Annotated in this window: 18 protein-coding genes and 1 other RNA gene; 18 read left to right on the plus strand and 1 reads right to left on the minus strand. The window is 63.5% G+C overall.

Features of this window, described 5'->3' with window-relative positions; genetic code table 11:
* The first annotated feature begins 32 nt into the window (after positions 1-32).
* From F8O06_RS05340 to F8O06_RS05405, 14 genes are all read left to right on the plus strand, one after another.
* Positions 33-605 (plus strand): hypothetical protein, encoded by a 573-nt coding sequence (locus F8O06_RS05340; protein ID WP_158037880.1) that lies wholly within the window; start codon positions 33-35, stop codon positions 603-605.
* Complete coding sequence (locus F8O06_RS05345; RefSeq protein WP_158037881.1) at positions 602-1,174, plus strand: DUF2637 domain-containing protein; 573 nt, start codon at positions 602-604, stop codon at positions 1,172-1,174. The genes F8O06_RS05340 and F8O06_RS05345 overlap by 4 nt, the downstream gene beginning before the upstream one ends.
* A gap of 56 nt (positions 1,175-1,230) precedes the next feature.
* The gene (gene nrdH, locus F8O06_RS05350) at positions 1,231-1,497 is read left to right on the plus strand and encodes a glutaredoxin-like protein NrdH (protein ID WP_158037882.1); all 267 of its coding nucleotides are present in this window, start codon (positions 1,231-1,233) and stop codon (positions 1,495-1,497) included.
* 383 nt (positions 1,498-1,880) lie between these two features.
* Positions 1,881-3,224: a DEAD/DEAH box helicase family protein gene (locus F8O06_RS05355; RefSeq protein WP_192496854.1), complete on the plus strand. Its 1,344-nt coding sequence runs from the start codon at positions 1,881-1,883 to the stop codon at positions 3,222-3,224.
* Positions 3,221-4,519 carry a helicase associated domain-containing protein gene (locus F8O06_RS05360; RefSeq protein ID WP_158037884.1) on the plus strand — a complete coding sequence of 433 codons (1,299 nt, stop codon included), beginning with the start codon at positions 3,221-3,223 and terminating at the stop codon, positions 4,517-4,519. The genes F8O06_RS05355 and F8O06_RS05360 overlap by 4 nt, the downstream gene beginning before the upstream one ends.
* Complete coding sequence (locus F8O06_RS05365; protein ID WP_158037885.1) at positions 4,516-5,442, plus strand: hypothetical protein; 927 nt, start codon at positions 4,516-4,518, stop codon at positions 5,440-5,442. Before F8O06_RS05360 ends, F8O06_RS05365 begins: the two co-directional genes overlap by 4 nt.
* A complete protein-coding gene (locus F8O06_RS05370) occupies positions 5,442-7,181 on the plus strand; it encodes an FtsK/SpoIIIE domain-containing protein (protein WP_158037886.1) in 1,740 nt (579 codons plus the stop codon). Before F8O06_RS05365 ends, F8O06_RS05370 begins: the two co-directional genes overlap by 1 nt.
* A gap of 47 nt (positions 7,182-7,228) precedes the next feature.
* The gene (locus F8O06_RS05375) at positions 7,229-9,313 is read left to right on the plus strand and encodes a hypothetical protein (protein WP_158037887.1); all 2,085 of its coding nucleotides are present in this window, start codon (positions 7,229-7,231) and stop codon (positions 9,311-9,313) included.
* A gap of 96 nt (positions 9,314-9,409) precedes the next feature.
* Positions 9,410-9,886 carry a hypothetical protein gene (locus F8O06_RS05380; RefSeq protein ID WP_158037888.1) on the plus strand — a complete coding sequence of 159 codons (477 nt, stop codon included), beginning with the start codon at positions 9,410-9,412 and terminating at the stop codon, positions 9,884-9,886.
* Between the two features lie 317 nt (positions 9,887-10,203).
* Complete coding sequence (locus F8O06_RS05385; RefSeq protein ID WP_158037889.1) at positions 10,204-11,136, plus strand: hypothetical protein; 933 nt, start codon at positions 10,204-10,206, stop codon at positions 11,134-11,136.
* 182 nt (positions 11,137-11,318) lie between these two features.
* Positions 11,319-12,083, plus strand: a complete 765-nt coding sequence (locus tag F8O06_RS05390; RefSeq protein ID WP_158037890.1) for an LPXTG cell wall anchor domain-containing protein — start codon at positions 11,319-11,321, stop codon at positions 12,081-12,083.
* A 285-nt stretch (positions 12,084-12,368) separates the two neighbouring features.
* Positions 12,369-14,084, plus strand: a complete 1,716-nt coding sequence (locus F8O06_RS05395; RefSeq protein ID WP_225733408.1) for a class I SAM-dependent DNA methyltransferase — start codon at positions 12,369-12,371, stop codon at positions 14,082-14,084.
* Positions 14,081-15,136: a restriction endonuclease subunit S gene (locus F8O06_RS05400; protein WP_158037892.1), complete on the plus strand. Its 1,056-nt coding sequence runs from the start codon at positions 14,081-14,083 to the stop codon at positions 15,134-15,136. Before F8O06_RS05395 ends, F8O06_RS05400 begins: the two co-directional genes overlap by 4 nt.
* A gap of 2 nt (positions 15,137-15,138) precedes the next feature.
* A complete protein-coding gene (locus F8O06_RS05405; protein WP_158037893.1) occupies positions 15,139-15,387 on the plus strand; it encodes a helix-turn-helix domain-containing protein in 249 nt (82 codons plus the stop codon).
* A gap of 69 nt (positions 15,388-15,456) precedes the next feature.
* On the opposite strand, the gene ssrA is transcribed toward F8O06_RS05405, so the two are convergent.
* Positions 15,457-15,814, minus strand: a transfer-messenger RNA (tmRNA) gene (gene ssrA, locus F8O06_RS05410).
* Positions 15,815-15,958: 144 nt separating this feature from the next.
* Between ssrA and F8O06_RS05415 the strand changes: the two genes are divergently transcribed.
* Genes F8O06_RS05415 through F8O06_RS05430 form a run of 4 tightly spaced genes read left to right on the plus strand, consistent with a single transcriptional unit; the run spans position 15,959 to position 20,865 of the window.
* Positions 15,959-16,207: a hypothetical protein gene (locus tag F8O06_RS05415; protein WP_158037894.1), complete on the plus strand. Its 249-nt coding sequence runs from the start codon at positions 15,959-15,961 to the stop codon at positions 16,205-16,207.
* 19 nt (positions 16,208-16,226) lie between these two features.
* Positions 16,227-17,252 carry an ArdC family protein gene (locus F8O06_RS05420; protein ID WP_192496855.1) on the plus strand — a complete coding sequence of 342 codons (1,026 nt, stop codon included), beginning with the start codon at positions 16,227-16,229 and terminating at the stop codon, positions 17,250-17,252.
* A gap of 8 nt (positions 17,253-17,260) precedes the next feature.
* Positions 17,261-20,308: a hypothetical protein gene (locus F8O06_RS05425; protein ID WP_158037896.1), complete on the plus strand. Its 3,048-nt coding sequence runs from the start codon at positions 17,261-17,263 to the stop codon at positions 20,306-20,308.
* Positions 20,305-20,865, plus strand: a complete 561-nt coding sequence (locus tag F8O06_RS05430; protein ID WP_158037897.1) for a crossover junction endodeoxyribonuclease RuvC — start codon at positions 20,305-20,307, stop codon at positions 20,863-20,865. The genes F8O06_RS05425 and F8O06_RS05430 overlap by 4 nt, the downstream gene beginning before the upstream one ends.
* Positions 20,866-20,897 lie beyond the last annotated feature (32 nt).

A 20,897-nucleotide genomic window follows, 5' to 3' on the forward strand; every position in this document is an offset into this window, starting at 1 on the left:
GCGCACAGGAGGGGAGACAGAAGGGGCCCGGTATGACCGAACCCATCACTCAGCGCACGGTGCGCGCGGACTTTGCGGCGGCGCTCGAATCCGCGTTCGGGAACCGCATCACTCAACTCGGGGCATACAAAAGAGCAGCCTGTGAGCACATACTCGAATGGGCGGTGCCAGGAGACTGTAGCAGTGCCCTTGTCCAGGTCGCGTTCGAGTTCGGACCCGTGGTCTTCGGACGGGTGCTGCTGTTCGGCCTGACCCGGCAGAACAGTCTCACGGGCTACTGCAAGTCAGTGATGCGTTTCAAGAGCCGCCAAAGACTCGGGATCACTGTGGGCTCAATGCGGTGGCCAGCCGAGCAGCTGCCGGAGGAGTTCAAGCCCACTGCGAAGCACCTACCGCCATGTGACTTCCACGGTGCACTGCTGGAGGCGTCAACGCTCGGCTACGGCACACCAGTTATGCAGGTCGCCATCGAGAATCTCCTGGTGCATGCGAGGCTGCACGGGCGGTCTTCCGCCTTGGGCCGTCTTCCTCAGTTCGAGGTGGACAAACCGGACTTCATCCGCATCCTGGAAGTGTTCCAGGCACCAGCTGCGAAGACCGCATGACCGGCGAGAAACGCTCCACCGCAGACAACCGGGTCGTCTACCGGCTAGTAAACGTCGGCGTCATCCTCACCGCTGTGGCGGCCACCCTCGTGTCCTGGCAGGGCCTCGTGTTCGTCGGCCGGTGGGCGGAACTCCCGGAGCGGATGCTCTGGCTGATGCCGCTGATGATCGACCTTCCTATCGTCGTCTTCACGCTCGGCGGGCTCGCCAGACGCTCGAGAGGGGAAACCTACTGGCTGTTCAGCCTCGCCGGCTATGGACTCACCCTCGTCAGCGCGACAGCGAACTTCCTGCATGTGGTCTCCATCCGTGGGCTCAGCAGCCTGGAGGGCGTGGCCGGGTCGTTCCTCGCCGCTCTCGCCCCGATACTGGTGCTGCTCACCACCGAGGCGCTCGGAGCGCTGCTGGCGAAACCCTCGACGGTCACAGCGGACTCGGAGGCCGCGGCCGCGACCGTGGATGCCCTCACCGCAGCGCTGGAACGAGCGCGTACGACGATCGCCGACAGCAGGCAGGAGGTTGCCGAGCTGGAGAAGTACCGCGACAATTTCGGTCGCGGACCCGCATAGGGCAGTGCACATGAGAATGTGCCGGCGCAGATCGCGTCGAGCGGGAAAGGAACCACATGAGCGTCACCGTGTTCAGCAAACCAGCATGCGTCCAGTGCAGCACCACATACCGTGCCCTGACGAAGCGCGGCATCGAATACGAGACCATCGACATCACCAAAGACGAGGCCGCCTTGCAGAAGGTGAAGGAACTCGGCTACCTGCAGGCGCCGGTGGTGCTCACCGACGAAGGTGTGCACTGGTCAGGGTTCCGCCCCGACCTGATCGAGAAGTACCTGGTTGAACCCGCACGGCAGCATGCGGCTGCAGCCGCCGCTGCCTGACCCGCGCTACTCGCCTTCGAACGTGCGCCTGGCCTCATCGAAATCCGGTGAGCTCAGGCGCACTGTCGTTGAGGGGGAGACTACGGTTCCGTCCGCGAGCCGCACGTCCGGCAACACACCCTCATACGTCGCCTTCGCCTCCCAGCCAGCATCACCGCGGGTGATGGTCACTTCGCTGGCAGCAGGGCACACCTGGTCTGGTTCCACACCCGCGTCGCTGGCGGTGAGAGCCACCGGGTCAAGCCGTACCGACGCAGGAGTCTTCCGGGTGGGAGCGAACCGCCCGTTTCCGCCGTGCAGGTTCCCGTGTGCGTCGAATCCAGTCATACCCGTGATGTGTGCTGCGCATGGTGTCCGGCCTGCCCACGCGCATAGATAGCGGCATGGAATCACTTGTTCTCCGCCCGGACCAGCATGACGCTCTCGATGCGATAACCACTCGACTGCTCAGCGACTCACGCGCCCAGCACATCTCTGCATGCGGCACTGGGAAGACGGTCGTCGCCATCGCCACAGCCGAGCACCTCAACGCCCGGACCGTGCTGGTTCTGGTCCCAAACCTCGCTCTCATGGGGCAGACGATCGCCTCCTGGAGAAGGTGGACGGCACGGTCGATGGCGGCCGTGTGCTCCGACGATGACGTGGTCCGTCGCGGCGAAGACGACCTGAGCGTGGACGACGCCGAATGGGAATGCCCTGTCCTGCACAGCAGCAGCGAGATCAGCGAATGGTGGACCGCGCAGCACCCGACGGTCCTGTTCAGCACCTACCAGTCGCTTCACCTCGTGGAAGCCGCCGGCGGACACGTCGACCTGCTCATCGCCGATGAGGCGCACTGGCTGGTGACTGCGGGGGAGCAGGGGCATCTGCGCAGCGTGCAGTCACTGAACGCCGACATGCGGCTGTTTCAGACGGCCACACCACGGATCGGGGCCGGTCAGACGATGGAGGAACCGAGCATCTTCGGACACATCGCCTACGAGATGACGTTCGCTCAGGCGATCCGGCTCGGCATCATCGCCGACTACCGTCTGATCATCCTCGAGCTCACCGGCGCCGCGCCCCTCGACGACACCTGGGAATCCAGGCTCGCGGTCTCCGTCGAAGCCCTCCGGCAGCTGCACCGCGACTGGCCGGCCAAACGCACCCTCGTGTACGCGAACCGGGTCGCGCACGCTGAAGAGTTCGCCGAGCACACGGGGTGCACCGTCATCACCGGGCAGATGCCCGCGTCCCGGCGGGAACCGATCCTGCAGCGCTTCCGTGACGACGGCGGGGTGATCGCGAACGTCAGATGCCTGAACGAAGGCGTCGACGTTCCCGACCTTGACGCCATCCTGTTCGCTGAGCCACGCAGCGGGGTCGTCGACGTCACCCAGTCGATCGGCCGGGTGCTGAGACGCAAACCTGACGGTCGCCGAGGCATCATCGTGCTCCCCGTGTTCGCCTCACCAGAAGACGACGACCCGTACGCGAAGATCGTCGACACCCTGCAGGTCATGACCAGCATGGACGGGCGGTTGCGCCAAACCCTCACCCAGCGGGCCAGCACCAACGGGCCGGCCGCCGACGGTGAACCGGACGTCCACATCGAAGGCAGCGACCCCGCACGCGTGCAGGAACTCCTCACCGCCGTCAGAGGGAAGATCGGACTGCGCGAGACGAACCTCTCCAACCTGATCGAACTTGACGAACTCGTCAGCTGGGTGACCGGAGCCGCAGCATGAACCTCGAACTCGAACGCCGTCTCCTCGCGCTCCGTGAGGCCCACAGCCGCGGTGAGCTTCCGGTGCAGGCGATCGCAGCCGCCGACCGTGCCTTCCCCAGATGGCGGGCAGAACATGCCACCGGCGACCTGTGGCTACACCGGATGTTCGACACCCTCGACTTCCAGCGCGAGCACGGACGGCTACCAAAGGCAAGAGAGCCTAGCGGGAGTTGGCTAGGAAGACAGCGCAAGAGCCACCGCAAGGTCGCCCTCGCTCCAGACCGGGTCGTGGCCTTGGACGAGGCGCTGCCGGGATGGAATTCGAGTCTCAACGACGTTTGGAACTCCCGTCTTCAGGAGGTCGTTGACTTCCAGCGTGAGCACGGTCGACTGCCAAAACATGCGGAGCCTGGCGGTCAATGGCTAGACGCCCAGCGCAAGAGTCACCGGAAAGGCACTCTCGCTCCAGACCGGGTCGTGGCCTTGGACGAGGCGCTGCCGGGATGGAATTCGAGTCTCAACGACGTTTGGAACTCCCGTCTTCAGGAGGTCGTCGACTTCCAGCGCGAGCACGGACGACTGCCGAGGTGGAAAGACCCCGGCTCCAAATGGCTGGACCGACAGCGCCAAAGTCACCGGAAAGGCACACTCTCCCTTGTCCGTGTCGCAGCCTTGGATAAGGCCCTGCCGGGTTGGAACGAGAGTTCCGACGACATCTGGGACACCCACCTTCATGAGGTCGTCGACTTCCAGCGCGAGCACGGACGGCTACCAAAGGCAAGAGAGCCTAGCGGTACATGGCTGGACAACCAGCGCAAGAGCCACCGCAAAGGTGTTCTCTCTCCTGACCGCGCTGCGGCATTGGACGAGGCGCTGCCCGAGTGGAACGAAACCGGTTCACCTGAGAAGCTACCCTGGGACGCCCGTCTTCAGGAGGTTGTCGACTTCCAGCGCAAGCACGGTCGACTGCCGAAGTGGAAAGATCCCGGCGGTGGTTGGCTGAACAAACAGCGCCAGAGCTACCGTAAGGGCGCACTCGCTCCAGGCCGTATCGCAGCCTTGAATGAGGCGCTGCCCGAGTGGAACGAAACCGGTTCACCTGAGAGGCTACCCTGGGACGCCCGTCTTCAGGAGGTTGTCGACTTCCAGCGCAAGCACGGTCGACTGCCAAAGAAGAGAGAGCCTGGCGGTCAATGGCTGAACAAACAGCGCCAGAGCTACCGTAAGGGCGCACTCGCTCCAGGCCGTATCGCAGCCTTGGATGAGGCGCTGCCCGGATGGCGCCGGGGTCGTACGCATACAGATGTGGCATGACGGAAACCACCACGGACTACAGTTTCTACCCGTTCCTGCTCGACGAGGGGCAGACTCTTCTGCTTCCCGGCGGGTCGGCGGCGATCGTGAAGATCTGGGACGACTTCGCCGAGCAGACTGGCATCCCGCTGGAGGACTGCTCGTGCACGCCGATGGTGGCGCTGCCGATTCCGCTGGTCGGCGCGGTGGTCACTGAGACCTTGAGCGTCGATGAGCTGTGGCTGCCGTGGCTGTGGATGCCTGAACGGCTGGGGAAACCCGCGGAGGGGGAGTCGAGCGCCCACTGGCAGCTGCGGGTTGCGTTGGAGACGGTGCTCAACGGCCTGTACGACAGTGACCGTGGTGAGTGGATCGACGCTCTCGGCGTGGTCGGTCTGGACAGTGACGACGCGGATGTGTTGAACCGGGCAGGGGCTCATCTGCTCGGGGAGCCGGACCCGCTGCTGGCCACGCTGCCGGACACCCTCTACCCGCAGGCGAACGTGAAGCCCGCCTGGGAGCTCGCCGATCAGCTGGTGGACCTGCATCCGAGCATCGCGTGGCACGCTGCGGCCAAAGATCTGGCCGGATTCCTGGACGCGCAGGCGGAGTCGTCGGCCACCTCACGGGAGCTTGCGGGTGCCGCCGAATGGGCGTGCACGATCGGTGAGCGTGTGCTCGCCGACACCCCGCCGGCCACCGCCGGTCAGCCCACCCCAGCGAAGCTGCTGCGAGCGGTTCGCCAGACGTCGGTGCCGACGTGGAAGAAGTACCAGAAGAACCAGGTGACTGCCGATGGCGGCCCGTTCCAGTACCTGCACAGGGTCTTCGATGACATTGTGCGCGAGACGGAGTCCGCGGTGGAGCATTACCGGTCCGTCCTGGACGACGGCGAACCCGAACAGCAGGCCATCGAAGCCGCTGCATCCGACGGGGGTCACTGATGGGGTTGAAGATCGAGCGGAAAGTCGCTCGGCTGCCGGCGTCATTCGACATTGAGAAGCACGGCGACCGTCTCGCCGCGTGGGTGAAGCAGTCGAGCGTGTTCGGGCCCGACTGGGAGCTCCAGAGCATCTCCGTCAACGAGCGGACGGTCACCGCCATCCGACGCAATGCGGTCACGGAGGTCACTGAGACCACCGTGCGCTCCCGCCCGCGGAAGCTTCTCGGTCTGCCGCGGGGCACGAAGCCCAGTGACGCCGACAAGTACGCGGCGGAGTACGCGGACACGTTCCCTGACTTCTTCATGACGAAGTTCGACCCGTACCTGCTGCAGGCGACGGTGACGAAGATGAGCCCGGAGGAAGTCCGCTGTCGTGACGCGGTCGCCGGGGCACTCGGAGTGAAGCCCTGGGATGTGCAGGTGTTCGCGCACCGGGGCGGTGGGTTCGATTTGGAGCTGCCGCCGACGTACACGCCGAGCAAACATGACGACAAGCTCTCGGAGGTGGCGACCACCATCGTCGGCCGTCCGGGCTGGTTCGTGCGCACACAGCCGGCGAAGCTGACCGCTCAGATCGTCCCCGCTGACCTCCCGAGCTTCGAGAAGGCATACCCGTACCCGACGCTGGGTCGCCTGCGCCCGAAGTCACTGTCGGAGTCACTGCAGCTGCCGCTCGGCATGCGTCTCGGCGGACCGGGGGAGCCGAACGACCAGCTGGAGTTCGACTTCGACGGCACACCTGGGGCGCTGGTCTCCGGTACTGCCGGTTCGGGTAAATCGGTGACAGTGAACGCCCTCATCTTCGGTGCGCTCCAGCGCGGGTGGCAGCTCGTCGTCGTCGACGTCCCACACAAAGCGATCGACTACGAATGGGTGAAGCCGTACGTGCGGCCGAACGGCTTCGGGTGCGCCTCGAAAGCCGCGAGCCTCACGGCGCTGAAGCTCGTCTACGAGGAGGGGCAGCGTCGCGCCGGACTGCTCGCCGAGCACGGTGTGCAGAAATGGCAGGAGCTGCCTGACAACGTTCGGGCGGCGAACCCGCTCATCCTCGTGATCATGGATGAGGTGACCGGCCTGTTCGCCTCAGACCCGATCCCGAAGGCGCTGCCGAAAGATCACCCGGAGCGCATCGAAGCGGAACAGCACGCCATGGAGACGGACCTGCTGAAGATGGTGACCGCGAAGATCCCGGCGGAGATGCGGTTCGTCGGCATCCGCATCATCCTCGCCACCCAGATGGCTCAGGCGAACACCGGCATCTCCGTGCCGTTGAAGACGAACCTCGCCAACCGTGTGCTGCAGGGCGCGAACCCGTCGAAGAGTGCGCGCGGCCATGCCTTGAACGACCCGGACGCGGCGCCACACATCCCGGAGTGGATTCGCGCGGACAAAGGCCAGTCCCGCGGTGTCGGGGTCGCGGAGCTCGAAGGCCAGGTGCCCTGCGTCTTCAAATCGTTCTACGCCTCCACGGACTCGTACCTGCAGGCTCTCGAGCGCCTCGGCGCGCCGAAGACGCTGACGCCGGAGCCGACCGCTGCTCAGATCGACAAGCACGTTCCACGGCTTGATGACGGCCTCGACGAGGACGGAGACCCCCGCCCGCAGCTGGCTGAGCCCACGAAACGGTTCGGTGCGAAGAAGCGAGAGCTGGAGGACTGGGAGATCGACCCGGTGACTGGGAAGCCGCTCACAGGTTTCGCGAAAGCGAATGCCGCACGGCATCAGCTTGGCGGCTCCTGACCTGCGCTCCGCATAGGTCTGGGGTGCCCAACGAGCACAGGAGGATCATGGCCACCAGACCATCACGCACACACCGGACGAGAGCGAAGGTGGCTGGCGCCATCGGTGTTCCCGTGGCCCTCGCGGTGATCGGCGGTCTCGCGATCGCCCCAGCGAATGCGCAACCCACACAGGGGTCGACAGCTCAGGGGCTCATCGCCCAGGTGCAGGCGGCCGGCGAACAGGCAGGTTCCACCGCTCTGCAGGGCGCAGCCACCGATTCATTCGGACGCACTGTCGCATTCGTCGACGACAGCGACAGTCAGGCTGCACAGACGCTCCGGTCCACCATCGACGCACGCAACGCACATGGCGCAGACATTCAGGTGCTCTCACTCTCCGGTGAGCTGCACAGTGCCGCAGCGGCTGACCTGGTCGGTGGTGCTGGCACTGGCGTCACTCTCCCTGACGGCAGCGGATACATGTGCTCGGTCGGGTTCCCCGCCTGGTCGAAGTCCGGCCAGCCAGCGTTCATCAGCGCCGGGCACTGCTACGCCTCAGACCACACTGCCGAAGTCTGGCGAACGAAGCCGAGCAGCGACACCGCCAGCGGCACCGGGAAAGGCCTCTACGACCCGATCGAGAAGATCGGGAAAGTCGGCTTCACCCAGTTCGGCGGCCCCGGTGACTCCAGAGGTGCCGACGGGGACAAGGCGTCCATCGACATCTCCGCCGTCGACGTCACCAACCCAGCGGTGAAACCACGACCTGCAGTGACTGACTGGACCACCGCAGCAAGCGGCGACCTCTCCGCATCAGCCACAGCGGTGAAGTCTGTCGGTGCGATCGACCCGTCGAAGCCGGTGAAACGCTCCGGCCGGACGACAGGCGTCACCACCGGTGATGTCACCAGAACTGGCGATGGTGCGTACATCACCGACGGCTGGATGCTCGTGGACAATCACTTCGTCCGTGGGTTCGGTATCTCCGCGAAAGCCGACCACGGTGACTCCGGTGGTCCGATCGTTCAGGGTGATCGTGCAGTCGGCGTCGTCTCAGCTATCGGCAACCTCAGTGACGGCACCCCGCTCACCTGGGGCGCATCTCTGGTGGACTCACTGCCCGCAACCGGCGGGTACACCGTCTCCGTGCAGGTCGACACTCCGAAGATCACCTCGGTGGCCGACGGCGGCACCATCGGCAGCGGGTCGAAGATCACGGGCACCGGCCAGCCTGGCACGACAGTGACGCTCACGGGAGCGGGAGACCCTCAGAATGTGACGGTCGCCGCTGACGGGACATGGGCCGCGAACGGTCCGGCTGAGCCCGGCACTCACACGCTGAGTGCTCAGGCGAAACAGGGGTTCGATTCATCGGGCACTGTACAGCTGACGGTCACGGTGAACACGGGCGCGCCGGTCGTGACCACACCTGCAGAGGTCGTCACCCAGACGGTCAAAGAGATCACCGGTACCGGCATCCCCGGTGCGACCGTCACGGTCACCGGCGACGTCACCGCCACCGCCACGGTCGCGGCTGACGGGACCTGGAGCGTGCCAGCCGACCTCGGCTACGGCAGCCACCAGGTGAAGGTGACCCAGAGCTTCAACGGTCAGACCTCCGCTGAGACGACCGCCTCATTCCGGGTCGCACCGGAGGCCCCGGCCATCACCTCACCTGCCGACGGCAGCGTCTTCGCTGACGGGAACGCCCCGACGAAGGTCACCGGCACCGGCCTGCCCGGGGCCACGATCACCGTCGAACTCGAGGGACGGTCTGTGGACACCACTGTCGCTGACGACGGCAGCTGGTCAGTGCCGATCACGGCTTCCCTCGCGGGCGGCCAGCATGTGTTCTCGGCCACCCAGTCGATGAACGGGTCTGCATCCGCAGCCGCCCAGACGACGATCACCGTGAACGCACCCGCAGCCCCGGTCGCCCCAGGTGAGGAACAGCCGCCCGCTGCCGGGTCCGACGACGCCCCAACAGGCGAACCGGTCCCCGTTGACTCCCAGAACGTCGGCGGCAAGCTCGCTCAGACAGGTGCCGGCCAGGGCATCATGTGGGCAGCTGGCGCCGGCCTCGCCGCTCTCATCGCTGGTGCTGCGATCTCCCTGCGAGGTGCGATCAGAGCACGCCGCCTGAACGGCTGACGGTTTCGCTCGAAGGCGAGAGGAAGACTCCGCGCACACACTGTGCAGGCAGACTGCCTCTCGTCTTCGGACGAGCAACCCGAAAAGGAATGAATGATGAGCACCTACACTCGCGACGGACAGTCGACCGCACCCTACCGAATCGAGTTCCCCGACGGGAACCGCCTGGAAGGCGAATCGGTGGCGGACCTGATCGGTGGTCTGATCCCCGGGTATGAGACGCTCAACGACGAACAGGCGCTCGAAGCGCGCGTCGACCACATGGAGGAGCACGCCGACACGCTCCAGTCGATGCTGCTGCTCGGCCTCGCCGCTGACCAGCCTGACGAGAGCGGGTCGCTGGATCCACTGGATGAGAACGACCGCCTATTCCTCACCACGCCCAAGGATCAGGCAGTTTCCGGTGAGTACCACGGACCCATCGACCTGATCCTGACGACCACTCAGTACAAGCCGTACACGGATGACGAACGCCCGACCGGACGGATCGTCTGGCTTGACCCGGAGACGGAGACGTCGTTCCTGCGGACCCTCGCCGATTCCTCTGATCTAACGTACGTGACCGCGGAATAGCACGTGGATTCCGATCTGAACCTGCTCGCGTACGCGATGGTCGCCCTCAGCATCTTTGCGGTGGTCCTCTGGCACATCCTCATGGTGTTCCTCGGCGGCCTGATCGTTCTTGTGCCGTTTGGCTGGTTCGTGCATGCCCATCCTCGAATCCGTCGACCGAGACTGATGCGTGCGAAGTCTCAGCGGCGCCCGAAGGATTCCCGCCCGCCGAAGCCACGAAAGCCCCGTCGCCCGTCGATTACACGTCGGCGCAGAAACGGGACACCTTCAGCGGTGCTCCGCATAGGTGAAAGGCATCCGAACGATTGAGGAGAAGCATGACAAACGCACGGGACACGCTGACAGGCATGATCGCCGAAGTAGCTGGTGGCCACGCACGACCCGGGGAGGTACGTCACATCCGGGACCGCGACCTACTCTGGATCGCTGAGGACTCAGTCATTGAGCTCTCAGAGGTCGTTGGGCTCTCGATCGGCACCGACGAGCGCTCATCCTCGGTCCTGCAGGTGCGTCTGAGCGGTGACCGCACGATCACCCTCGACTACCAGCTCGACGTACAGACGCGCCTGCCTCTGTTCGACGCGATCGCTGCGAACATCTTCGCAGGAGAGCCTCTCGTCACACCCGCCACCCAGCCTGCACCGATCGTCGGCGTCGGACTCCCACTGGTGCAGCCGCCCGCCCCTGAGCCTGCTGCGCCTGAGCACGTTGTCCCCGAAGAGGAGCAGGCTGCAGACGGTTCTGACTGGGGGAACGAGGAAGCCATCTCGCTGATCAACGACGCGCTCTTGCAGCTGAACGAGGAAGACGACGTTCCCACACCGAGCCCAGCGCTCGATCTGGAGCCGGAAGTGGAGCCGGAACCGGACGTTCCTCCGTCACCGCAAGCGATCGTCTTCGACGAAGCCCCAACCGTTCAGCTCCCCACACAGCAGGAAGAGAACGACACCCAAGCCCTCCTCCAGGACCTGATCGGAGACACACCCACTCCCAGCGTTCCCGAGCCTGTCTCAGATGACACCGACTACGCGATCCCATCGCCAGTCGACTCCACGGCCACGGCCCCCGAGCCTGCGCCTGTGTCAGAACCGGAGCCCGAACCAGTGCAGGACAAGCGCAAGGAATTCGACCCAGACAACGAGTCGCTGGAGGACTGGCTCTCCGGACTCCCAACCCCGAATCAGGAGAAGCTCTCCGTCTCACGCAATCTACGTCTCGAGAAGAAACCCCTCCTCCCATTCGAGGACTGAAAGGACCCCTCCTCACCATGAAAGCTTTCGCACGCCCAACCCCCGTCCGACATGTGGCCGTACTGACTGCTGCGCTTGCAGTATCAGCCGGAGTCCTGCTCTCAGCACAGGCCTCACCGGTTGGTGCCACACACGCGCACGCTGAGACATCACTCACAGCGACCGCCGAAGCAACCCGCACCGTGGAGTCGTTCTCGTGGACTGACTCCGGCCTAATCAGCGATGCCGCCGGCGACCTCGTCGCACAGAAGCACCGCTACAGCATCTACCTGGAGGACGGCACCACCCCGGTGTTCTCAGGGCTCAAGGTCGACCTGTCGAAAGTGAACTCCCTCGACCCCGACCATCCGACGCTCGCGCAGTTCGCTGACGTCTTCGGCACCGACGAGGCCTCGATCCTCTCGAAACTGAACGTCGGCGCGAACACGTTGAAGGTCCGCCTCGACGGCGACCCTCAGTCGAAGGTGCTTGCCACCGTGTCCGTCACCGTCAAGGAGGATGCTCCGGTGACACCCGACCCTGATCCAGGCACTCCCACCGACCCGGGGGAGAACCCCACCGATCCAGAGACGCCCACAGACCCCGGTGACACACCGACCGATCCGGGTGATACCCCGACCGATCCCGGCCAGACGCCCACTGACCCGAACACCCCGACCGATCCCGGCCAGAATCCGCCCACGCCGGACGATCACCCTGCCAACGGCGGCGAGCAGCCGACCGACCCGAACGGCGGGTCCCAGACTCCGGGTGCACAGCAGACAGACGACGGCACCTACCAGCCGCCGGTGACCCAGCCTGGAGTCGATGAGCAGGATACCGCCGGTCAGGCAAAGCTCGCGCAGACCGGCGGAGACGACTCAGGCCTCTGGACCGGCGTGGGTGCCGCGTCACTGCTGATCGCGGGCGGAAGCCTCACCCAGGTTGCACGACGCAAACGCGGCTGATCACAGAAGGTGAACGCAGTTGGGCCCGACCAGGTTGACCGGTCGGGCCCAACTGCTTCTGGCACGGGGCATGATGCGATTCCGCGTATTGCTAGTCATCTTGCAACAGCCGGGGCTGCCAGCTGTTCAGGTCCTGTATCATATCTGATACACCAAAGGGAGAGATCACGTATGTCAAACGCAATAGAAACAGAGGACCAGGTACGAAGCCTGGCCGACTCGGTACTTGGCCTTTCTGACGTGTCTCCCTCCGTTGCAAAGAGCGGAGTCGGACAGATCACCACAATGAAGCAGCTCGGTTTCACTGGTGAGGGGACCTCGAACAAACCTGATGGCTGGTATCTGCCGGCCGATCGTGGTGCCGTGGCGCTCGTGCTCGAGACGAAGGCTCCGGGCGCGATGCCGATCAACTCTCCGGCGCTTCGGGCCCAGGTGGAGAAGTATTGCGCTACGGTGCGGTCACGCTATGACCGCGTTGTCGGTCTCGTCTTCGACGGCGAGCAGACTCGCGCCTATGAGAATGGCAAGCCGCTTGACGTGCCGGACGAGCTGCAGCCCAAGGAGTTCTATTTCGTGAAATTGACCGATCGACCGATCGACAAGGATCGCATCTACGAGCTCACGATGCGGATCAACAACTCGCTGCATTCCGACTTTGGGATCAAGGATCTCTACCACCGGATGATCTTCACGGCGTGTGCACTCGTCGCTCGTCGTTATGACGCCATCCTCGTTCGAGGTATGGATTACAGCGAGTTCCATAATGGGATCCTCAACGCCCTGAACAAGGCCATCAAGAAGGACCTCCAGCAGAATGCGAAGCTCGCGCTTCTAGCTGAGGTCTACTCCGAGATCAAGATGAATGTCGCGACGGATGATGACAATCCGGCAGCAGTGGCTCGGCTGACGAATCTCATCGGTGACTTCATCGACTGGGTGACGGAGATCTCCGGTCTGATCAACTCCAGTGCCTGGAATGGCGAGGATGTGATGGCGATCTTCTTCAACGAGTTCAATCGGTACAAGAAGAAGACCGAGAAGGGTCAGGTCTTCACGCCGGAGCACATCACCGGCTTCATGTATCGACTTGTCGGAGCGGACAAGGATGATCGTGTACTCGATGCTTGTGCAGGCTCGGGATCGTTTCTCGTGAAGGCCATGAGCAAGATGATCGCGGAGGCCGGTGGGGTGAACACCATCAAGGCGAAGCAGATCAAGGCGAAGCAGCTCTATGGCATCGAGTTCGATCGTGAGATCTATGCGCTTGCCTGTGCGAACATGCTCATCCATAAAGACGGCAAGACGAATCTCGCTCATATGAACGCGCGGACTGAGACCGCCAGCGAATGGATGAAGTCCACTCATGCGACGAAGGTTCTGATGAATCCGCCGTATGAGGAGAAATTCGGCTGCATGGAGATCGTCGAGAACGTGCTCAACAGTGTTGGGCGAGGAACACTGTGCGGTTTCATCCTGCCGGACAAGAAGCTCGAGAAGACATCGAAGGCGAGAATGTCACGGATTCAGCGGCATCATCGTCTTCTGAAAGTCGTGAAGCTGCCGGAGAATCTGTTCTTCGGCATTGGAGTCACGACTAGCATCTTCATCTTCGAGGCCGGCAAACCACAGGATGGGAGGAAGTTCTTCGCGGTGAATATCGCCGAGGACGGTCTCATCACGGTCAAGAACAAGGGTCGGCACGATGTGCACAATCGCTGGCCGGCACTGGAGGGCTACTGGGTCGATGCGATTGAGCGCAATGACGACAGCAGGTACGGTACGGGGCAGTGGCTCGACCCGGCCGAGCATCTGAGCTGGCAGGCCCCCGTGAAGCCGTTCGTGCTGACAGAAGAAGATCTTGCTCGCACCGCGATGGACTATGCGATGTTCCTGCGTGGTGTCGATGCAAAGGTGATGCGCGAGAAACTGGGCAGGCTTGCGACGTATTCGGCGAGCGTTACCGAGGCGGATGACTCTGTGCTGCTGAAGGTGTCAAAGTGAAGGAGATAGACACAAGCACCTGGGGTGAGTTCCGGATCGGGGAATTGTTTGAGGTCGTCAATGGGCGTAAATATCCGATGACCTGGAGGGTTCCTGGTTCCATTCCGCTTGTAAGCACATCCGGGATCAACAATGGCGTGACAGCAGCGGTGGGGTTCCCCGACGGTTCTGACTACGTCACGCACAGCAATCTGATTACGGTGGCCTACTCGGGAAGTGTGGGGGCCACTTTCTATCACGAAGACGCGGTCTTTGTTGGTGAAACCGCAATGGGGCTCCTTCCTCGAGAAGGCGTGGTGTTAAATCGGAATACAGGTCTTTTCTTGTCTGCGGTCATCTACGCCGCTGTGAAGGACTTCACGTATGATCGCAAGCTAAAAGTTTCGGAGATGCGCAAGGAAATTGCCGTTCTGTTGCCCATCACCTCTGCCGGTGAGCCCGACTGGGACTACATGGAGCAGACAATGCGTGAGGTCCTTGCGCAGCATGAGCAGGAACTTGATGAGCTGATTGCTTTGGCTGATTCGTCGAACACGGAGATAGATACGAGTGATTGGCGTGAATTTCGAATCGGCTCGCTGTTTCCGACCATTGAACGAGCCACTCGCAGAACCATCAATAGCTATGCCGATGGGAATGTTCCCTACGTTACCAACAGCATCTTCAATAACGGGATCAGCGGTTATCTCGAGCCTAAGTCATCGACAGATATCGAGCATGGTCACTGCATCTCCATTAACACGGTGGATGGATATGCATTCTGGCAGGAGCAGGACTTTCTTGCCAACAGCAGCGGAAATGGTCTTCTCATGCTGCGCAATGATTCCTTGGACCGTAATCGAGCTCTCTTTGTCTGTGCTGCTATTACGACTGCGCTGGACGCAAGCTACACAGTGATGCTCACGATGGACACTATTCGAGACGTAATGATCCGCCTCCCCGTCACCTCCTCTGGCGACCCCGACTGGGACTACATGGAGCAGACGATGCGCGATGCCATGGCCGAGCGTGAAGCTGCTCTCGATAGTCTCCAGGTTTTTGCTGGAGTGTGACCATGAGCATTGGGCAGCAGATTCGTGAGGCGCGGGATGAGCGGGGCCTCACGCAGACCGAACTCGCTGCCCAAGCTGGGGTCTCTCGTCCTACGGTCGCCAGGGTCGAGCTGGGGGTTGCGATCTCGGTCGCCACCCTTTCGAGGTTGGCGGATGTCCTCGGCATGGAGGTTAGCTTGGTAAGGGCGAAGGGCCGCCCTGCCAGAAGGAACAATCCAATCGGCAGCTCTGGACCTCTCACTTTTGACTGATTTTACAAGTCGCCCCCAGTGCTTTCACAATTATGAGCTGATTGGCCGTGCGAGATCCCCGCGGGGCTAGCGTGGAACCGGCGGGAATTGAACCCGCGTCCGGGCACATCGTCTCATCGACGTCTACGAGCGTGTCTCAGGTGTTGGTCTTCGGAGCTCCGTCACCTGAGCGGGCGGGGTGCTCCTGTTCGTTCCCGGTGCTGTCTCGTCCCGGCCGCCGGTGACATCCGGTCGAGATCGCAGTCTCCGTTCATGACGGGTCAGCAGCGGCGGAGACTTCCGCTGCGTCCCCGAGCTCACGCCACGAGGGCGAAGCCAGAGCGCTTCTGATTGGCGTCTGTCGGGTGACGGCATGTGTTACGAGGTGTCCGTCGTTCCTCGGCTCGCAGTCGATGTTCAGTTGTGCCCGTCGAAACCTGTCGGCCCCTGGACGGGCGTGCGCTCCGGATCAAGGGGGTAACCCGGAACGCACGTCCTGTCGATCACCTATGCGGAGAACGACTCCATGCCTGTGCGCGGGGTCGTCGTCCGCATACATCACTGTCATGGACAGCAGCGATATGGAGCTCAGATGATGAACGACGAACGCCAGGAAGCCCTAGCCGCACTGGTTGCACTGGAGACGATGCGTCGCCCGTATCAAATCGCCGACCTGCTCTCATCCGAGGTGTTGGGGCAGATCGACATGGACGAACGCGATCTGATCGTCGAACGCTCTGCAGAGATCATCCAGGAAGCGGTCGATGTCGTCGTCGGCGAGCACTTCACCCAGGACATCCCGGACACCATCTTCGATCCGCTGTCCGAACGCGCAGACTGAGCCGTCCACATCAGTGGGTATGGCACCCACAGCTCTCAGAGGCAAAGATCGCGGACGCGCACCCGGGCGAGGCACACCAGGCAGCTTCGACATCAAACGGCAGACGGACGCCGAGGTGAGCCTCGCGCCAACCGCCGGGGAGGCGAAACCGTCGAAGACTCAGCAGTTCCAGACGCAGGTTGCCGCCGAGATCATCGCCCGCATGGAGGCCGGCACCGCTCCGTGGCAGAAGAGCTGGCATCCCGGTGCCCTGCAGGGGCGACGGGCCGTGAACGGGTCGACCGGGCGGCCCTACTCCGGGCAGAACAGTCTCTGGCTGATGATCCGCGGGTTCGATCGAGGGTTCACTGACCCACGATGGATGACGTTCAACCAGGCGAAGAAGGCCGGGGCCAGCGTCCGCAAGGGCGCAAAGGGGGAGCGCATCCTCATCTACAAGACCTTCGAGCGCAAGAACGACGACGGCACACCGAAGCTCGACGCGAAAGGCCGTCCCATCACCGGTGCGTTCGCTTCCACCGCGACAGTGTTCAATGGCGAAGAGATCGACGACATGCCTGCCATGCCGGGCTCGCACGAACGTGAACGCACCTGGGAAGACGCAGGAGCGGGCGAGGCACTGATCGCTGCCAGCGGTGCGCACATCGTTCACCAGGATCAGTCCGAAGCGTTCTACGTCCCCGGGTCAGACACCGTCACCCTGCCGAACAAGGAACAGTTCGACTCGGAGACCGGCTACTACTCGACGGCATTCCACGAGCTCTCCCACTGGACAGGGCACCCTTCCAGACTCGACCGGGGAACGCATGACGGCTTCGGCGGCCACGAGTACGCACGTGAGGAACTGGTCGCCGAGCTCGGCTCATTCCTCATCGCCAGTGAGACCGGATGCGGGTATGAGCCGCAGAACAGCGCCAGCTACCTGCAGGGGTGGGCGCAACGACGTGACCAGACCGACCCGCAGAAGGAAGTGCAGGAGGCTCTGCACGACGCCGGCAAAGCCGCGCAGTACCTGCTCAAACGTCTGGAGCAGGCCCCCGCATAGGGTGCCCTATGACCAGTCCCACGTACTCGCCGCAACAGTACTCACCGAACGTCACCGACTCAGGTGCGCTGAAGCTCGCTGACTCCGCCGTCGCACCACTGGTTGCCTCGGCCCGTGGCTACAGCTGGCTGCAGCAGGACGCGGTGAAGACGTTCGTCGCCGACAAGGGCATGGGGCCGGGGAACACGAAGACTGCGCGGCAGCTGCGGGAATGTGTCTCCGACACCGGCGCGATGGTGATGCCGTGGTTCCGTGTAGACCGAGTGCTCGAAGACGTGTCCGCCGGCCGGCAGCCGCACTTTGACGCGCTCCAGTACCGTCCGACTCGCCCCCGCGCCTTCGAAGATGGCCGCATCGCGAAATACGAGCTGAGACTCGGGGACCCCTCCGTCATCGACGTGCATCCAGCGACACCGAAGTCGTGGTTCGAGCCGGGCGGCGTCAGCCGGATCATGGTCACCGAGGGGCTCCTGAAAGCCGACTCTGCGATCACCGCCATGCTCGCCTCCGCTGGGGTCGCCCCGGATCTGCTGGCTACGTCCGAGCTCCCGGAGGCCGCACGGGCCAAGCTCACCGAAGCCATGGCTGCAGTGCCCGTCAAGAAGCGCACCCTTGTGCTCGCGCTCGTCGGGGTCGGCAACTGGCACCGAAACGCTCTCGAGTTCTCCGCGATCCCGCTCAAAGACGCGCAGACCATCCTCGCTTTCGACGCTGACGCCGCCACGAACATCAACGTCTGGACCCAGCTGGACAGACTGACCACGTTCCTCTCAGATCGTGGAGCCCGAGTGGCCTACGTGGACCTCACCGAAGCGAACCTCGCCGACGTGCAGGCCGGCGGCCACGGCAAACTGGGCATCGACGACGCCCTCGCCAAGTACTGCGACTGGGGTGACCTGGTCAACTACGACCGACTCGAGCAGAACCTTCCGGCACGCCCGAAGGACGATGTGGTCGCTCGCGAGGGCGCATGGCGTGTGGCCGGCTCCTCTGACAGCCAGCCAGCCGGAACCAAGGTGCAGGTCTGCCATGAGACACAGTCAGAGTTCGGCGGGGGCACGGGTGCCTTCCACTGGAGTGATCGCTTCCCGTTCGCTGGCCGCGTTGACCGGCTCATCTCCAAGCGGAGCCCGACGAGCACGGAGATCGAGTCGGGTGTGTACGAGCGCGGCTGGACGCCGAAGGACAGCCCCGAGCTGGAGAAGACCGCCGTACTGGAGCTCGGCTGGATCGACCAGGTGTCCGGTGACCCGAGATCCGTGAAAGTGGAGGGCCCGGCACAGGTGCTCGCATATCAGGAGCCGCGGGACTGGGCACGCCCGAAAAGCGGTGTCGACCTGCCCATGGATGTGTTCTCGATCCCGGAGTTCCCACCTGCGAAAGAGGGCCGTGAGTGGCTGAACGCGGTGAAAGCGCACCGGGCGGCGGAGACGCAGGTAGTCACAGCCTGGGACACCCTCGGCTGGGTGCCGGTCCCGGGTGCCGACTACTGTGCGTTCATCGCGGGCAACCAAGTGGTCACACCGATCAGTGACGATCGACGGAAAGTCGTCTCGGCCGTCTCCGAAGTCGACCTTCCCGGCGCGAGCAGGTTCGGTCTGCGGCTTCCCGACGGCGAGGTGGGCAGCGACACGTGGAGGGACAACGTCCGCGCCGCCGTGCGCGAAGTGTTCGCCCAGTATGTCTTCAGCGGCGTCTGGGCGGAGAAAGGAACCGCGGCCGTCGTGCTCGCCGCCGGCCTGCGCCCGTACGTGCCGGTGAAGACCCATTCGGTCGTCTACCTGCAGGGCCCTCCTGGCAAGGGAAAGTCGTGGACGGCAGCTGCGATCGCAAGCTTCCATCAGGCGGCCCCCGGCCTGTTCGACAACAACAGTCTGCCGTCAGGAGCGAACTCGACGTCGTTTGCCACGGAGATCGCCGTCTCGAAAGCGAACCTCTGGATCGTCGACGACATCGCTCCCACGCTCGACCGGCGGAAAGCCGACGAGCAGGCTTCCAAGATCGCAGACCTCATTCGCTCCATTCACAACTCGGCATCTCGGCAGCGTGGCAACGGGAACGGTGGGCTCGCGAAGACACGGACCCCGAAAGCCCTGCTTGTGCTGACCGCTGAGAACAACGCTCAGCTGAGGAGTGTGCGCGACCGCACCCTTGAGGTCACATTCGGTGACGGTTCGCTGAACGACGGCGACAACGGACACCTTGTTGAAGAGGTCAGCGGGTTCCGTGACACGAGCCCTGCACCTGCTCTGGTCGCGGGCGCCCTCGTTCAGTATCTGCAGCACGTGGCCCTACAGACCCCGCACGGGTGGGAGCAGACCGTTCACACGTTCAAGGAGATCCGTTCGATGGTCGAGGAGCAGTACCGTCAGCGCATGCAGGCGAAAGGGGTGAACCCCGCGAACGTCGCCCGAAAAGCGAAGATCGGAGCGGACCTCGGCATCGGACTGCAGGCTCTCGCGCACATGATGGCGTGGGTCGGCGGACTGGACCGGGAGCTGGCTGCAGTGAGCGCACAAGGTGAAGACACCCTGTTTCAGGCCCTTGGCGACCTGACCGCAAGCAACGCCCTCGGCCAGCAGCTGCATTCACCTGGCGCCACTCTTGTGGAGAGCATCCGTGGCATGCTCCTGTCCGGCGAAGCGTACCTCGACGGCGCGGCCGGCGACGGAACCCCGCCCCTTGGTGGCGACGCGAGCGCAGGCAACGCACAGCTCGGCTGGATGCGAACCCCGGAGGGGGAGTGGCGGCCACGTGGTCGACACATGATCGGCGTGGTCACAGAGTCACCCGATGACTCCGGTGAGCGCGTAGCCCTCATTGTGCAGAAACCGACTGCGAGCCTGGCGCTGCGATTCGATCCGACCATCGGTCACGGGTCTGACGGTTCGACCATCTTCCGGAACCTCTACACAGAGCGTCTCGTGCACCCGCACTATCAGGATCATCTGGCCAACAGTGACCGGGTCTCCGTACAGATCAGACGGTCAAAGAACGTCCGTTTCAGAGGGGTGCCGTTGAAACTGTCGATGATCCTGGAGGGTGGTGCCGAATGAGTAGTGACGCAAGCACAGTCGTCGGCCTTGATTTGAGTCTCACTGGGACAGGGCTCGCCCGTGTCAGTGAGGACGGCCTGCAGGTGAAGCGGATCAGTTCCACAGGCTCCGCAGACGCAACACTGGTCGAGCGGTCGGTGAGGCTGAAGTCGATGATCGACCGTATCCTCACTTGGACTGGGGAGCCGGGTCTCGTCGCGATCGAGTCGCCGGCGTACCACAGCGCCAGCGGGCACACCCATGATCGGTCGGGCCTGTGGTGGGGCGTGGTTTCAGCGCTGCTCGATCAGGGAGTGATCGTCGCCGAGGTTCCGCCGGCAACTCTGAAGAAGTACGCCACCGGGAAAGGCAACGTCAACAAGGATGCGATGATCGCGGCCATGGTTCGCCGGTTCCCGGACGTCGACATCAACGACAACAACATCGCTGACGCTGTGGCACTCGGCTGTGTGGCCGCCCGGCTCATCGACCACCCGATCGACGGTGAACTCTCACAGGCGCGCGGGCAGGCATGGAAGACCATCACCACTCGGATGGGCGACATTCAGATTCGCTGAGACGTTCTACGCATATGTCTTCGTTGACCGGT

The organism is Pseudoclavibacter sp. CFCC 14310 (genome assembly GCF_008831165.1).
Taxonomy (GTDB): Bacteria; Actinomycetota; Actinomycetes; order Actinomycetales; family Microbacteriaceae; genus Pseudoclavibacter_A.

Coding starts and splice junctions, on each gene's coding strand:
- F8O06_RS05405 (WP_158037893.1), top strand. CDS start 15,139: ATGAGCATTGGGCAGCAGATTCGTGAGGCGCGGGATGAGCGGGGCCTC.
- F8O06_RS05385 (WP_158037889.1), top strand. CDS start 10,204: ATGACAAACGCACGGGACACGCTGACAGGCATGATCGCCGAAGTAGCT.
- F8O06_RS05370 (WP_158037886.1), top strand. CDS start 5,442: ATGGGGTTGAAGATCGAGCGGAAAGTCGCTCGGCTGCCGGCGTCATTC.
- F8O06_RS05425 (WP_158037896.1), top strand. CDS start 17,261: ATGACCAGTCCCACGTACTCGCCGCAACAGTACTCACCGAACGTCACC.
- F8O06_RS05415 (WP_158037894.1), top strand. CDS start 15,959: ATGATGAACGACGAACGCCAGGAAGCCCTAGCCGCACTGGTTGCACTG.
- F8O06_RS05375 (WP_158037887.1), top strand. CDS start 7,229: ATGGCCACCAGACCATCACGCACACACCGGACGAGAGCGAAGGTGGCT.
- F8O06_RS05430 (WP_158037897.1), top strand. CDS start 20,305: ATGAGTAGTGACGCAAGCACAGTCGTCGGCCTTGATTTGAGTCTCACT.
- F8O06_RS05355 (WP_192496854.1), top strand. CDS start 1,881: ATGGAATCACTTGTTCTCCGCCCGGACCAGCATGACGCTCTCGATGCG.
- F8O06_RS05395 (WP_225733408.1), top strand. CDS start 12,369: ATGAAGCAGCTCGGTTTCACTGGTGAGGGGACCTCGAACAAACCTGAT.
- F8O06_RS05420 (WP_192496855.1), top strand. CDS start 16,227: ATGGCACCCACAGCTCTCAGAGGCAAAGATCGCGGACGCGCACCCGGG.
- F8O06_RS05345 (WP_158037881.1), top strand. CDS start 602: ATGACCGGCGAGAAACGCTCCACCGCAGACAACCGGGTCGTCTACCGG.
- F8O06_RS05365 (WP_158037885.1), top strand. CDS start 4,516: ATGACGGAAACCACCACGGACTACAGTTTCTACCCGTTCCTGCTCGAC.
- nrdH (WP_158037882.1), top strand. CDS start 1,231: ATGAGCGTCACCGTGTTCAGCAAACCAGCATGCGTCCAGTGCAGCACC.
- F8O06_RS05340 (WP_158037880.1), top strand. CDS start 33: ATGACCGAACCCATCACTCAGCGCACGGTGCGCGCGGACTTTGCGGCG.
- F8O06_RS05380 (WP_158037888.1), top strand. CDS start 9,410: ATGAGCACCTACACTCGCGACGGACAGTCGACCGCACCCTACCGAATC.
- F8O06_RS05360 (WP_158037884.1), top strand. CDS start 3,221: ATGAACCTCGAACTCGAACGCCGTCTCCTCGCGCTCCGTGAGGCCCAC.